Below are 15811 nucleotides of genomic sequence, written 5' to 3'. Positions count from 1 at the left end.
ATACTCCTCTAAATATTTATATTTATATAATTATTATGAAAATTATACATATATATTTAATATTAAAATTATAACATATTATAAAGTTTTATTAAAGGTGAATTTAGTAAATAGCTTTTATAAGAACTTATAATTATTTTGCATATTTTTATAGATATAAAAAGGTAGTTTAACTATCAATAAATTTTAATTTTACTTAATAAAAGACAAACTTAAATATTATTGTTGATTTAAACTTAAATTTTGATATATCATTATATGTCATTCAAATAGAAAAGATGCCTAATAATTTCAACTAAGCATCTTTCTTTTTATTATTATATCTAATAGTGATTCATATATAGGTTCATTTTTTGTAAGTTCTGAAACTATATACGCCATAAGGGTAACTATAACTATAGGTAATAGAAAATCTATCTTACCACCTGTCATCTCCAATATGAGAAAGATTCCTGTTAAAGGTGCCCTAACAATAGAGCCAAAGTGTGCAGCCATAGAGAGCATTGAAAATATAATTATTTCATTTTCTCCTACAAACCCCATTTTAAAAAGTATAGAACCATAAATATTTCCAACTAAAGCTCCCAATGCTAAGAGTGGAAAAAAAATCCCTCCTGGTATACCAGAACAAAAAGCTACAAATAATAATAAAAGCTTAACTACATAAAAATATATCAGTACTTTTATATCTTCATTTCCATTTTGAGCAAGTCCAATAAAATTTTCTCCTGAGCCTAACATTCTCTTATCTAAAAGTAAGACTATAGATGTAATAAAAAAAGGAATTATATATTTTATTTTTTGACTAATGGTTAATTTATTATATAGATATTTTCCATATAATATTCCCTTATTAAATATCAAAGATGATAAGCCTACAAGAATAGCTAAAAATAAAAGATATGGCCAATACTTACTTGATAAATCCAATGAATTATTTATTTTTATTACTGGACTATTGCCAATAAGAAAACTAGTAACAAGACTTGCTGAAATCACAGTCAAAGTAATATATATAAAGCCTATTCTTTTACTTTTTTTCATAAGTTCTTCTATGGAAAAAGCAATGGCTGATATGGGTGCAGTAAATGCAGATGTAATTCCTGAAGACGATGATGCTACAATCATTATATCCTTATCATTTTGAGAAAGTTTAAATATATCGGAAATTATTTCACCGATAGAACCTGCTATTTGAACAGATGGACCTTCTCTTCCAAGACTTAAACCTGAACCAATTGATAATGTTCCACCAATTAATTTATATATTAAACAAGTTAGGGGATTATAAGATAATTTCTTATTAAGCTTTCCAGATATTTGTGGAATACCAGAGCCTCCTATCATAGGTTCCTTATCAACACATATTGCCACTATATAGCCAATTAACAAAAACATAGCTATAAAGATTAAAGATTCTAATAAACCTTTTTGTCCAAATTCTATAAGTATGGCAATCAAATAAATTAGTTTTGGGATAACTATTCTAAATAAAGACACTACTAGACCTGAAATAAACCCTATAATAATTGATATAAATATTAATTTGTACGATATTTTTTCTTCCATCATTTCTCCTAATATAATAACCATATATTTGCAATTTCATCTTTTAACTGATTAAAAGTCCAAGCTTTTTCAGAATTTTTTATGGAATTTGGATCATTTACTATAAACTTACCATTTTTATAAGAATCAATGACTAATATATGACCACTTAAAGTAAAATAACCCTTATTTACTGATATTAAAAGTGGATATTGCTTTAATATTTCAATCATCTTATCTTCATCAAGATCTATAGTTTTTATATTAAAACCATATTTATTAGCGGCAAAAGTAAAAAATGACCAGTCTATACCATTATCTGTCATATAATTTTCTGCATCTGAAGATAATATGGCTGGATTTAAATCTAAATTCGGATTTAGCCTATTCAAAATCATGGATATAGATGTTGGACCACAACCAGCATAACCTATTACACTAGAACCTAGCCTATTATATGCCCATCTATTGTCCCACTGTATATAATATGGGGTTAACCTATTAAATGATACAGATTCACCATCATGATTTTCAAAATCATATATTCCGTTGTTATAATTATACACAAATTCACTTAAGTCCAAGTCATTCCCAACTAGATTTATATCTGTTTCACTAAGATTATCAAAGTTATTATAAATCCAGTTTATTTTATCATTCTTATCTTTGTTTTTCTCTATATTTTTATATAAGATATCTCTATCATCAGTCTTCTTTTTCCTAAAGATAGATTCCATATCTTCAAAAAAATAAGTAACTTTTTCAAAGATGCTTATATTTGAATCATCACTTTTAAATGAACAGGATGAAAAGATAAATAAAAATATTATTATCAATAAATTAAATTTTGTTTTCATATAATCACCAAAACTATTATATCATAGAAAAAAGATATAAAAAGGGTTGTTGCAAAATGAATTAATTGTTCCAAAATCATTACAAGTTCCTCCACAACAATTTGGCTTCCATAAGTCAGCAGGATATTCTCAAATTATCTATGAGTAACTTGTAATGATAAAACATTAGAAATTCATAATTTTGCAACAACCCCTTTAAAACATTAAAAATCTTTTAACTCTTCTATTGAATCTATATCAATATAAGCTGGTACTACAAAACCAATCCTAGCATTCACTAAATTTGATCCTAAATCATCTATCAAATCTCCATACTTATCCATATAATTTTTATGTGTTTGTGGAAGCCAAGCTGAAGGTGTAACATCTGCAGACCCATAAGCAATCGCCGCAAATAAAGGTCCTATCTCAACAGCCATCATTCTTACCTCAAAACCATAATCTTCAAGTATATACTTTAATACATTTGCAGACGCAAGTTCACTATCCCATGTTGCATGAGCAAGATTTATAAGCTCTCCATTAGATACCTTTACTCCTTCATACATCTTTTGGACCCTATCATGGTTATTATTTACCCATTTTCTAGATGCCTCTTTTATATCCATGCCATCATTTAAATCTATTAAAACTTCTTGCATATCATCTACCGTCCATTCAAAATTATCAAGAAGTTTATAGGCATTTGGCTTATCTTTTTTTAAATCTTTTCTTGCAAGTGTATGAATTTCTTCTGGCTTTCCAAATGATTCCTTTGGATCATTAAGAAATTTTAGGTCATATTTTGCAAATTTCCAGTGAGGAGTCCATCCAGTAACTACAATAGGAGCTTTTTTTCTTATGGCATCTCCTAACATTTGAGTCATTACAGCAGATGAACCCGTAGTAAGTGTTTGATGGAGTCCATAATCATCCATGGCTCTTTTTGCTGCTTGCATAGTACCTGAACCAGGTTCTATGCCGATAATATATTCATTAGGTGCATAATCAAAATTTACTTTTTCACCATCTTTATTAGTATCACTGCATCCTGTAAGAATAATTATAATAGCTAAGGTTGAAAATATTTTTTTAATGTGCATATTATAACCTACTTTAACCTATTATTCTTTTTACTAAAAGCTTGAGTAAGTCTATCAAGTATTACAGCAAGTATTACTACAGCTATACCTGATGCGAAACCTACACCAACATCATTTCTTGAAACCGAAGTATAAATTACATTTCCAAGTCCTGGTGCGCCTATCATTGATGCAACTACTACCATAGATAAGGTTAGCATAAGTGTTTGATTAATTCCAGCCATAATTGATGGCTTTGCCATTGGTAATTCTAACTCAAATAATTTTTGCCTAGGAGTTGATCCAAAAGAATCAGCTGCCTCTACCAAATCATTTGGCACTTCTCTAATACCTAAATTAGTCATCCTAACAGCTGGAGGCATAGCAAAAATTACTGAAGATATAACTCCAGGAGCCATGCCTATACCAAAAAATGATACAGCTGGTATAAGGTATACAAAAGCTGGCATTGTCTGCATAAAATCAAGAAGTGGCATAATAATTTTTTCTGCAACTTTTGACTTTGATACAAGAATACCTAAAGGTATACCTATTATTATTGCAATTAAGGCTGATGTTATTACAATAGATAATGTAATTATCATATCTTCCCAATATCCCAAATTCCATATTAGGGTAAGTGAAATAGGTGCAAAGATAGTAACTCCTTTAACCTTCTTAGTTAAAAAAAAGGCTAATACAATAATTAATAAAATAAATACTAGTGGTGGAAATATGTTAAATACCCTAATAAAAAGTTCGACAATAAAATTTATAAAATCTCTAATTGGATTGAAAACAAAAGAAACATTAATTCTTAACCAATTAACAAGCTTATCTATCCAATCAACTAAGGGTAATGTTGGTATATTATTCATCATTTCTCACCTCATCTTTTGATAAAGCCGCAAGTACTGTCCCTTTAATTATAATTCCTTTAAGAACTTTCCCATCTATAACAGATATTGGTATCTTAGCATCTTGGATATCTGCTACTATATCTTCTAATGGGTAATCCATGTCAATAGTCATCATGTCTTTTTTTATTATACAATCAAGACTTTTTTGACCATTTGCATAAGCATTTGATGCATCTTCTGCAAGTACATAACCTAGAAGTTCTCTTTTATTATTTACAACAAAAATACTTGAATTTCCACTTCTTAGCATTTTTGAAAGAGCTGCTTTTGGCCCATGTCTATTAATATTAATAGTATCTGGTCTAATCATAATATTTGATGCAGTAAGAACTTTTGTTCTATCAACATCTTGAACAAACTCTCTAATAAAATCATTTTTAGGATTTGATAGAAGTTGTTCAGGACTATCGATTTGAAGTATTGAACCATCCTTCATTACAGCAATTTTATCGCCTATTTTTAAAGCCTCATTTAAGTCATGAGTTATAAATAAGACTGTTTTTTTCATCTCACTTTGTAGATAAACAAGTTCATCTTGCATTTCTTTTCTTATAAGAGGGTCAAGTGCTGAAAAAGCTTCATCCATAATAAGAACATCTGTATCTGTTGCTAGTGCCCTTGCAAGTCCAACTCTTTGTTGCATACCCCCTGATAATTGGTCAGGATATTGATCTTCATATCCTTCAAGACCAACAAGCTTTAACGCTTCCTTGGCCTTTTTATTAACATTCTTGTTTTTTCCATTTTTTATAGAAAGACCATATGCTGCATTTTCTAAGATTGTATAGTGAGGAAATAGGGCAAAGTTTTGAAAAACCATGCTCATTTTTTCACGCCTTGCTTTTCTTAAGCCATCTTCATCAAGTTCTGATATATTTTCATCATCTATAAATATATCACCATAAGTAGGTTCAATCATTCTATTTATCAGTCTAATGAGTGTTGACTTTCCAGAACCTGAAAGACCCATTATTACAAATAGTTCCCCATCTTCTACATCAAAAGAACACCTATTTACACCTACAGTAAGTCCTGTCTTATCTAACATTTCTTTTTTAGACAAACCATCTTTTAGCAAAGGAATTGCTTTTTTGGGATTTTGTCCAAAAATTTTTGTTAATTCTCTAACTCTTATTTTTTCTGACAAATTACCTCCTAACATTTTTAATTTGCTCAAATTTAAAGTACAAAATTTGTTATACTTGATATAATTAAATATTTCAAGATATATATCTTATATTAATATTATTGAATACTTGTATTTGGCAGATATATTTCTATATGTTTTTCTAAAATTTCAATATCACATGGAAGTTTACCATTTATATCTCCATCCATATCAAGTTCAACTTCTTTGCCGTCAAGTTCTTTAATTGATAATTTTTTACAAGTAAAAGATTCTATATTATCATTTTCATCTAACTTTCCAAATAACATATCCTTTGCAGCATCAATTTTTGATAACAATCCTTCTTCAGTCATTATAAAAACTATAAGAAGTCCATCGTTTATGTCACTGTTTTCTTTAGAAAATTCTAAGTTTCCAATTTTATTAATTGTCATAACATAAAGTAAAGATGCCTTTGTTTTAAAAGTTTTAGAATCTGATTTTATTTCAATATTTACACTTTCATCATTTGGTATGGTTTTTAATACATTTTTAACGTAAGCAAAACTTCCTAATTTTTCTTTCTCTTCAGAACTTGTTGAGGTAGTGGCATCTATAAGTTTTCCAAAGCAAACATAATATGAAAAATACTTATCATTACACTTCCCAATATCAACTTTTTTAGTTTTTTCGAAAGAAACTTGTTCAATTGCTTTATCTAGCTCATTCGAACCTCCAATTAATTGCATATAGGTATTGTTAGTTCCTCCTGGAAGAAGTCCTAATTTTGGTCTGTATTCCATCATAGATATACCATTAACGGCCTCATTAAATGTACCATCACCACCAACAACAAATATAGAATCATATTTATTTTCACATGCATTAATGGCAAATTTTTTAGCATCATCCTCTTTTTCTGTCCTTTTATGGATAACTTCATCAAATCCTTCTTCTAATTTTTCTATTATCCTATCAATATATTGATTATTATTTTGCTTACCCGAATTAGGATTTTCAATTAATAAGCATTTTTTCATATTCTTCTCCTTGAATTTAAAAAAGGAGCTGTTGCAGAATGAATTAATCGTTCAAAAATCATTACAAGCTCCTCAAGACAATTTATCCTTCATAAGCCAGCAGGCTGTTTTCAAATTGTCTATGAGTAAATTGTAATGATTGAACTTTGGAAATTCATAATTTTGCAACAGCGCCCTTTTATAATTAATATCTTAAACCATGTCCTAGTTTATATATATTTCCATCACTATCTTCATAAGCATAAGTTAGCCCATCAGGCATATACTTGTCCTTGTCATAACCTGGCACATCATTTGGTGATATGCAGCTTCCATTTTCATCAACAGCTATAACATCTTCTGACTTAGGAAATGTAAATGGAAGTTTTCCGCAAGGTTCTACCCTTCCTACTAAAACATCTAATTGTGCTTTTATAAAAGTTTCAAAATGTGATAATAACGCATCAGATAAAGGCTCTACAGAATCAAGCAACCATGGCATAGTTGAATTAACACTAACTATCAATTTCTTATTATTCTTATTCATTATATCTCTAAGCTCTTTTACTCTCTTGATGTTTGCTACTGTAGTTTCCTTATATTCAGTATTATCCATAGACTTATTTATTTTGTCTTCACATAAAGAAAGTTCTAGAAGCCCTGGAGTTGCAGAAAAATAATTACCTGATTTAGGAGTTATAAAACAAATTGCATAATCTGCTTCATTAGGATTATCTACTATGCTAATTTCTTCAAATCCTTTTGCATCTTCTATAGCCTCTTTTTTGTATTCCTCTGCCTTATCAAGCTCCTTGTGTAGGTATTCTATATAAACTTTTGAACCACTCTTAATAGGAAGTGTTTTTTCAGAATTCTTAAGTAATACCAAAGATTTTTGATGAGCCCTATAGGCCTTTTTCTTGTTTTCTTCGTTTTCTACAATTTCTTTTGCCTTATTTTCATCTACATATGTTTTATCATCAAATAAGCCCAGTTTAAACATTTCTGTAAGTAGTCTTTCATTAGCCTCGTTGATTCTTTCTTCTTTTATTAATCCTTCTTCACAAGCTTTTATTATCCATTTAACTTCGTTAGTATCAGAGATTAAATCTACTCCGTTATTTATGGCAAAGGCCGCTCTTTCTTCTTTTGGAAGATGAAGAACTCCCCAAGCCATATTGTCTAAAATACCAGAATCAGAATTTATATATCCCTTGAATTCTAACTTATCTCTTAAGATATTTTGAATAAAATATTCGTTAAAAGCAAATCCGACAGGTTCAAAAGGTATTCTTTTTCCTTCAAAATATTGAACTGCACTTTTTTCGTGACTAGGTATAGAATAATAAGGCATTATTGATGATGCTTTTTCTTCACATGCAACCTTAAATGGTGGAAGATGATATTTTTCTAAAGAACCCTTTGTTTTATAAACATTGAATTTACCCTCTTCATAGTGAGGATCAAAACCGTTTTCTCTTGCCCCACCTCCTGGGAAATGTTTCATGGTTAAAGCTACGCTATCTTTTCCTAAATCTTCACCTTGGAATGAATTTAAAAGTCTCTTGCAAGCATTTGATATAAGGTCTGTATCTTCTCCAAATGTACCATAAAATCTTTGCCATCTTGGATCAGTTGCAGTATCAATCATATACATATAACCTTTTCTAAGACCAGAGTATCTCCATTCATCCCTAGCAATTTCTCCAAATTCAGAAAATATAGAATAATCTCCTCCGTTTGCCTTATCTCCTAAAGCAATAGCAGCAAGACCCAGAGTTGAAGGATATGTCGTAAATACACCTACTGCATCATTCATACCAAATGTTCTCTCAGCATTTTCATTTCTTGAGTTTGATGCTATTATTGCAGGAATACCTAATCTTGTTGATTCACATACTTCATTAATTGTATTGACCCATTTAGCTATTTCAACTTCATTGAAATTATCTCTAAGTATAAAATGTCTTAGATGAAGGTCTTTAATGTGTCCTGTTGTACCATAGTTTTTTTGGCCTATAAATATAGTTTGATCATAAAAAACCTCTTCATCTAAGATACCATCATGACTTGTTTTTGATTTATCTTCTTGACTTAGGCCCATTTTTTGAGATTTAATCATCATATTTCCACACTTCTCTTCAAGTGTCATTCTCTTAACTAAATCTTTTGCTCTTTCTTCTGGACTTAGTCTCCAATCTTCATAGGGATCAAGTCTACCATTGTCATTTAGGTCCTTAAACTCTAGACCTTCTTCTTTGATAATATTTTTGACTTTTGTTATTAGTTTTGGTTGGCTCATATAATCCTCCTTCTTTGTAATTAAATATACCCAAATATAGATTTTTAAATAAAAAAACTGTTAAAGAAAATATTTCCTTTAACAGTTTATCCTAAATATTATTTTTTATTTCCTCTATTGTACACCTTAACTCTTCTAATTTATCTATAGAAGATTTAATCTTGTTCTGGATATATATATCAGAGAAAATATTATCAAAACCTATATCCAAAAATTTATCCAAGTTTGAAATTTCATCTAACTTAAAATCCTCTAGATATTTTATTTCACTTTTTAAGAGCTTCAAATCTTCATTTAGTTTAGAAAACATACTATTAGCCTTATTAATTTTATTGTGCTTAACTAAAGATGCAATAAGTCCTCCTCCGATCATATCAAAAATACCCCAGTTTTTAGAAGATTTATATTCTTTAAGCATAAAATCAATGTTCTCTATAATCTTATCGCATAAATTTTTTAATTCAAACTTTTCCATTTTTTGTGTCTAAAATAAGGTATATAGGTGTATGATCTTGCCTATCTCCAGAATCTATCATATCCGACTCTACTACCAAATCTTTTATCCTTTCTGAAACTAAGAAATAATCTATTCTCCAACCTGAATTATTTATTTTACTTGTCTTAACTCTTTGAGCCCACCATGTATATTTCCCCTCTACATCTCCATGTATATACCTAAATGTATCTACAAACCCTTTATTTAATATATTTGTAAAACCATTTCTTTCTTCATCTGTAAAACCTGCAGACTTATGATTATTTTCAGGATGTTTTAGGTCTATTTCTTTATGAGCTACATTAAAATCTCCACAAGCTATGACAGGTTTTTCTTTATCTAAACGCTCTAAATAATTTGCATATTTTATATCCCAAACTTCTCTTAGATCAAGTCTATTTAGGTTATTTCCAGCATTTGGAGTATAAACTTGTGTTATATAAAAGTCTTCAAATTCTAATGTAATAATTCTAGCTTCAAAATCCATAGTATCTGGTGCTTCCAGTTTAGGATATGAAACTATAGGTTCATAATTATTTTTATAAAAAGTTAAGACGCCAGCATATGATTTTCTTGCTGGTTCTTGGCTTGTAATATATGCATATTTATAATCCGGAAAATATTTTTCTAATAATTCTTTATGTTTTTTACTTGGACCTGTTCTGGGTAACTTAGTTTCTTGAATAGCAATTATATCTGCTTCTTCATTTGCAATTTTTTTTAAAACATCCCTACTCAAGATAGCCCTATTTGAATCACTTATTAAGGCTGCATTAAGTGAATCTATATTCCACGAAATAAATTTCATTAAATCTCCTTTTTAATCTTATTTTACTTAGATTTTATCAAATATTAGGAATAAATTCCACTTTTAATATTCTTTAAGTAAATATATATAAATTTAGGAAAATTTTTCTAAAATCTTATATGAAATAATCTAAATCTTTTTTATGATGATTATTTATCTTAATTTTAATAATTATATTACTCTCTTTTTAAGACTCTTTGCTAATTTATGGTATAAAAACAAATTAAAGACAAGATTATATTAGACATAAAAATAATACCTATAATAGGATATGAAGAATAAAAATTTTAATTAAGCAAAATTTGATTATTCTTCAATATTTTTCGAAAAACAAAATCAACTTATAATGGTTCAATAAAAATATTTTTTATAATAAAATTTTGTTATTTTATCACAAAGCTAAAGTTCAGAACAAGAATTTTTAAAATATTATTTTAATTACAATCATATCTAGGTAAAACTGTATTATGATTATTTTGTTTAAACCCATACCTAATTCTAAAAATAATTTCTTGTTGTTAAGTGAGGAAAAATATCCTATTTGATTGGACTAAATATTAAGTATAAAACATTTCTCAATATCTTTGATAATTTTAAATATAGATATTAAACCTTAGTTAAAATAAGGTCCTCACTTATTCAGTTTTATAAATTTATAGCATTTTTAGTTGTTTCTAGCAGAAATTTACTTAATTTATTATCCTTAGCCTTATAAAACATCTCCTTACCCATTCTTTTAGACTCAATAAGATTTGCAAGTTTTAAAATTCTTAAATGATGACTTACAGCAGGAGATGACATATCCATAATAGCTGCAATATTTAATACACATTCCTCTCTATGACATAAAAACCAAAATATTTGAAGTCTTTTGGGATCTCCTAACTGCTTCATAGCTTTGGATATTTTTTCTGCTTGATTTTCATCCAATAAGTCAACTTTATTTTTATATGATCCATGTTCATGTGGTAATTTCATTTAATATCTCCTTTATTTATTAATTTTACCTTAATTTTTAAAAAAACAATTAAATATATGTTTAATTGTTGACAAAGTAAAATAAATAGTGTACTATAAACCTATAAAGACAAAATAAATATTATTTAACAAGTTTAAAGGAGAAAATTATGAAAAAAACATATAAAATTAAAGTAGACTGTGCTGCATGTGCAAATAAAATGGAAGAAGCTTGTAAAAAAACAGAAGGTGTAAAAGACTGCAATATTAACTTTATGATGCTTAAAATGAAAATTGAATTTGAAGATGGAGTTGATAAGGATGAAGTCATGAAAGAAGTCCTTAAAAATTGCAAAAAGGTAGAAAATGATTGTGAGATATACATATAATAAGAGGCAATTATGAATAGTAAACAAAGAAAAATTTTGACAAGAATAATAATATCTGCCCTACTTCTTATTATTCTTCATTTTATACCTGTGGAAGGAATTTTGAAGTTTACTCTCTATATGATAATTTATCTTATAGTCGGATATGACATATTAATCAAAGCCTTTAATGGAATTAAAAATAAACAAGCCTTTGACGAATCATTACTCATGACAATAGCTACAATAGGAGCAATAATTCTTGCCATATATAGCGGCTCTTACGATTATATTGAAGCCATTGCTGTTATGCTATTTTATCAGATAGGTGAATTTTTCCAATCATATGCAGTTGATAAAAGTAGAAAATCAATTGCTGAGTTAATGGATATAGCACCAGAATATGCAAATATTGAAGATGAAAATGGAAATCTTATAAAAGTTGATCCGGATGATGTTGAAATAGGTAAAACTATTATAGTAAAAGCAGGAGAGAAAATCCCTATAGATGGAGTGGTTATTGAAGGAAACTCATCATTAGATACTAAGGCTTTAACAGGGGAATCTCTGCCAATAGATATAGGTGTAAATAGTAAGGTATTTTCAGGTTCTATTAATCTTCAAGGTCTTATAAAAGTAAAAACTAAAAAGGAGTTTGGAGAATCTACTGCAACTAAGGTCTTAGAACTTATTGAGGAAGCTTCAAGTAGAAAGTCTAAGTCAGAAAACTTTATTTCAAAATTTGCAAGGGTTTATACACCTATAGTAGTTTATCTTGCTCTAGCCTTAGCAATCATACCACCTATTTTTTCAATTATAATAGGTAATAATCCCTTATGGTCACAGTGGATATATAGATCACTAACTTTTCTTATAATATCCTGCCCTTGCGCTTTAGTTATTTCAATTCCTCTATCTTTTTTTGCAGGAATTGGTGGTGCTAGTAAAGAGGGTATACTTATCAAAGGTTCAAACTTTATGGAAGTTTTATCTAAAACAGACCAAGTAGTATTTGATAAAACTGGAACTCTAACACAAGGATCTTTTGATGTAAGTTGTGTCCATCCTGAATATAAAAGTGAAACAGAACTTCTTCATATAGCAAGTCATGTTGAAAGATATTCAAATCACCCTATAGCAGATTCATTGAGAAAGGCTTATCCTGATGAAAATGATGGCTGTGAAGTGAAAGATATTACAGAAATTCCAGGCTGTGGAATAAAGGCCTTAGTTAATGGTAACTTAGTATATGTTGGAAATACCAAAATGATGGATAAGTTCAATATAAAATGGAAGGAATGTGAAAAAGTGGGGACAACTGTTCACATAGCTATTAACGGAGTTTATGAGGGACATATTGTAATAAGCGATAGTTTAAAGGAAAATTCTAAAGCGAGCATAAAATCACTTAAAAAAAATAAGATAAGTAAGACAATAATGCTTACAGGTGATAGCAAAGAAGTCGCTAAAGATGTAGCTAGAAAACTTAACTTAGATGAATATTACGCAGAACTTTTACCACAAGATAAGGTAAGTAAACTTGAAGAGATTTTAAATAATAATAAAAATGAAAATAAAAAAATTGCTTTTGTAGGAGATGGCATAAATGATGCACCAGTTCTTACTCGTTCTGATATTGGAATAGCTATGGGTGCTATGGGATCAGATGCAGCCATAGAAGCAGCAGATGTAATATTAATGGATGACGATCCATTCAAGATATCAACTGCTATTAGCTTATCAAAAAAATGTTTAAGAATAGTAAAAGAAAATATATATTTCTCGATTGGTGTTAAAGTTCTAGTCTTAATTCTTGGTGTTTTTGGTTTTGCATCAATGTGGGCCGCAATATTTGCTGATGTAGGTGTTACAATTATAGCGATATTAAATGCTATAAGATGTATGTATATGAAACATGAAAATCCAAAAGATTATATATAAAGTAGTTGTTTAGAATTAATTAGGCATTGTATCATTTCAAGTTATTTAAAAATAATTTGAAATGATACAATGCTAAAACACATATATAATACTTTTTTCTTAATTTCTCAATACTATAATAAGTTTCATATGTAATAAAATCTATTGTTTCTAATTTTTACACTCAATTTATCTATATATTATTCTTTTTGAAAAGTAACTACAAAATGATTAATTAATAATTTAAAAGTTTTATTTTTATATTTATAATAAAGTTTTGTTTTTCTTATACTAAACTTACTTCTTGTATAATCTTAAATTTCTAAAGAAATACATACTATTTGACAGTATTTGTTAAAGTTCTTATAATTTATATTAAATAGAAAGGTAATATATGAAAATGGTAATACTAATTGATATAGATGATACTATTTTTGATTTTTCAAGATGCTCATTTGAAGCATTTTCTAATTCTTTAATTGACTTAAATGTAAAGTTTGAAAAATCTCTTTATGAGTATTTTATGTATAGATAATAAATTGCGGAAACTTCAAAAAGAAGGGCTTTTAGATGTAGAAAGTGTTTTATATAAAAGATCTGAACTTATTACAAAACACTTAAATTTAAATCAATCTCCAGAAATTTTTATGAATTATTTCTCGAATAATTTTGGAAAAACTGCTATAGAAATTAATGGAGCTAGAAATCTTATAAAATATTTAAGTCAAAAATATTTACTTTGTGCTACAAGTAATGGAATCTTTTCTATACAAAAAAATAGACTTAAAATTGCAAAACTAGATGAATTTTTTTTTCGTTTCTACATATCAGATAAAATAGGTTATGAAAAGCCTAATCAGAGATTTTTTACCTACATCTTAAATGATTTAAATCTTAATAAACAAGATATAATTATGCTAGGAGACAGCCTACAATCTGACATAAAAGGTGCTTTTAATTTTGGAATTGATTCAATTTACTTTAACAAAAACAATCTAAAGACAAACAAAAAATTTTTCACTTTTGAAGTTAATAAACTAAATGATATTTTTAATATATTATAATTACAAGGAGGATAAATGAAAAAATTTATTAATGCAAACATCTATAAAAGTAATGCAAAAGAAATAATTGTTGCTGATGGAAAATTTCTAGAAATAGGAAACAATCTAAGAGTTTGTGATAATACTATAGACTTGAAAAACAAATTAGTACTTCCACCATATGTAGATCCTCATCTTCATCTTGACTATGTCTATTCCCTATCAGAAGGATTGGGAGCAAAAAGTGGAACATTGTTTGAAGCAATAGCTCTTTGGCCAAAGTTTAAGAAGAATCTAAAAGCTAGCGAAGTAAGAGAAAGGGCTATAAAAGGTATTTATGATGAAGTAAGTCAAGGTGTTCAATATATTAGAACTCACATTGATGTGACAGACCCAAACTTTACTGCTCTTAAGGTTATGCTCGACTTAAAAGAAGAGTTAAAGGATAAACTTGATATTCAAATAATAGCCTTTCCTCAAGAAGGAATGTATACATATAAAGGTGGACGCGATTTAGTAGAAGAAGCATTAAAAATGGGTGCTGATGTAGTTGGAGGTATTCCTCATTTTGAACCAGCAAGAGAATTTGGAGAAAAATCTATACACGATATAGTAAATCTTTCCATTAAATATAATAAGCTCATTGATGTACACTGTGACGAGACAGATGATCCCAATTCAAGATTTTTAGAACTTCTAAATGCTCTTGTTCTTATGGAAGGTATAGGAGAGATGACTACTGCTTCTCACACTTGCTCTTTTGGTTCAGCTGATAATTCTTATGCTTATAGGATGTTCGATTTATTTAAAAGATCTAAAATGAATTTTATATCATGCCCTACTGAAAATATATATCTTCAAGGAAGACAAGATTCATATCCTAAAAGACGTGGACTTACTAGGGTTAAAGAATTTTTAGAAGAAGGCATAAATATTGCCTTTGCTCAAGACTCAATAAATGATCCATGGTATCCTTTAGGTAATGGGAATATGATGAATATTTTGGATAATGGAATACACCTTGCACAAATAATGAGTCCTAATGAAATTGAAAATGACTTTGATTTAATAACTTATAATGGAGCAAAATGCATGATGCTAGACCAATATGGATTTAAGATTGGTAACCCTGCAAACTTTATAGTATTAGATGAGAATAATGTTTTTGATGCAATAAGAAAAAGAGTAAATGTAATTGCTTCAATTAGAAATGGTGAATATCTATTTAAAAGAGAAACAAAATATGATATAAAACTTGATTTATAAAAATGATTTTAGTTAATATCATTATTTTAAAGCTAAATATTTTGTATATCAGCTCTACTGAATTAGGTTGAGCTGATATTTTTATTATTGAAATTATTGTTTATTTATATGTAAATCCTTGTAATATATCACTATATT

15 protein-coding genes are annotated in these 15811 nt (G+C 28.3%); 5 read left to right on the top strand and 10 right to left on the bottom strand.

All coding sequences use genetic code 11. The features are described from left to right. Window positions 1-291: 291 nt before the first annotated feature. From SOR60_RS03615 to SOR60_RS03570, 10 genes are all read right to left on the bottom strand, one after another. Entirely contained in the window at window positions 292-1569 is a 1278-nt protein-coding gene (locus SOR60_RS03615) for a ClC family H(+)/Cl(-) exchange transporter (RefSeq protein WP_320595222.1), read from the bottom strand. A gap of 8 nt (window positions 1570-1577) precedes the next feature. Further along, a complete protein-coding gene (locus tag SOR60_RS03610; RefSeq protein ID WP_320595221.1) occupies window positions 1578-2405 on the bottom strand; it encodes a C39 family peptidase in 828 nt (275 codons plus the stop codon). A 203-nt stretch (window positions 2406-2608) separates the two neighbouring features. After that, window positions 2609-3487 (bottom strand): glycine betaine ABC transporter substrate-binding protein, encoded by an 879-nt coding sequence (locus SOR60_RS03605; RefSeq protein WP_154541408.1) that lies wholly within the window; start codon window positions 3485-3487, stop codon window positions 2609-2611. Between the two features lie 8 nt (window positions 3488-3495). Then, on the bottom strand, window positions 3496-4347 hold the full coding sequence (locus tag SOR60_RS03600; protein ID WP_320595220.1) for an ABC transporter permease: 852 nt from the start codon (window positions 4345-4347) through the stop codon (window positions 3496-3498). Further along, on the bottom strand, window positions 4337-5533 hold the full coding sequence (locus SOR60_RS03595) for a quaternary amine ABC transporter ATP-binding protein (RefSeq protein WP_320595219.1): 1197 nt from the start codon (window positions 5531-5533) through the stop codon (window positions 4337-4339). Before SOR60_RS03595 ends, SOR60_RS03600 begins: the two co-directional genes overlap by 11 nt. A 98-nt stretch (window positions 5534-5631) precedes the next feature. Next, on the bottom strand, window positions 5632-6534 hold the full coding sequence (locus SOR60_RS03590; protein ID WP_320595218.1) for a diacylglycerol/lipid kinase family protein: 903 nt from the start codon (window positions 6532-6534) through the stop codon (window positions 5632-5634). 184 nt (window positions 6535-6718) lie between these two features. Then, a complete protein-coding gene (locus SOR60_RS03585; protein ID WP_320595217.1) occupies window positions 6719-8815 on the bottom strand; it encodes a glycoside hydrolase family 3 protein in 2097 nt (698 codons plus the stop codon). A gap of 91 nt (window positions 8816-8906) precedes the next feature. Beyond that, window positions 8907-9290 (bottom strand): hypothetical protein, encoded by a 384-nt coding sequence (locus SOR60_RS03580; protein WP_320595216.1) that lies wholly within the window; start codon window positions 9288-9290, stop codon window positions 8907-8909. After that, on the bottom strand, window positions 9277-10119 hold the full coding sequence (locus tag SOR60_RS03575) for an exodeoxyribonuclease III (protein WP_176269364.1): 843 nt from the start codon (window positions 10117-10119) through the stop codon (window positions 9277-9279). Before SOR60_RS03575 ends, SOR60_RS03580 begins: the two co-directional genes overlap by 14 nt. A gap of 645 nt (window positions 10120-10764) precedes the next feature. Next, entirely contained in the window at window positions 10765-11097 is a 333-nt protein-coding gene (locus SOR60_RS03570) for an ArsR/SmtB family transcription factor (RefSeq protein ID WP_154541394.1), read from the bottom strand. A 149-nt stretch (window positions 11098-11246) separates the two neighbouring features. On the opposite strand from SOR60_RS03570, the gene SOR60_RS03565 reads away from it, so the two are divergent. From SOR60_RS03565 to SOR60_RS03545, 5 genes are all read left to right on the top strand, one after another. Next, a complete protein-coding gene (locus tag SOR60_RS03565; protein ID WP_154541392.1) occupies window positions 11247-11465 on the top strand; it encodes a cation transporter in 219 nt (72 codons plus the stop codon). 12 nt (window positions 11466-11477) lie between these two features. Beyond that, the gene (locus SOR60_RS03560; protein ID WP_320595215.1) at window positions 11478-13385 is read left to right on the top strand and encodes a heavy metal translocating P-type ATPase; all 1908 of its coding nucleotides are present in this window, start codon (window positions 11478-11480) and stop codon (window positions 13383-13385) included. A 373-nt stretch (window positions 13386-13758) separates the two neighbouring features. Then, window positions 13759-13899, top strand: a complete 141-nt coding sequence (locus tag SOR60_RS03555) for a hypothetical protein (RefSeq protein WP_154541388.1) — start codon at window positions 13759-13761, stop codon at window positions 13897-13899. Next, a complete protein-coding gene (locus SOR60_RS03550; protein ID WP_320595214.1) occupies window positions 13877-14428 on the top strand; it encodes an HAD-IA family hydrolase in 552 nt (183 codons plus the stop codon). Before SOR60_RS03555 ends, SOR60_RS03550 begins: the two co-directional genes overlap by 23 nt. A 15-nt stretch (window positions 14429-14443) precedes the next feature. Then, window positions 14444-15673: an amidohydrolase family protein gene (locus SOR60_RS03545; RefSeq protein WP_320595213.1), complete on the top strand. Its 1230-nt coding sequence runs from the start codon at window positions 14444-14446 to the stop codon at window positions 15671-15673. The last annotated feature ends 138 nt before the right edge of the window (window positions 15674-15811 follow it).

Origin of the sequence: Anaerococcus porci, from assembly GCF_034090325.1 — a bacterium.
In the GTDB taxonomy this organism is placed as follows: Bacteria; Bacillota; Clostridia; order Tissierellales; family Peptoniphilaceae; genus Anaerococcus; species Anaerococcus porci.
The sequence above is the reverse complement of the archived record's forward strand: the minus strand, read 5'-3'. Positions and strand labels throughout refer to the sequence as shown.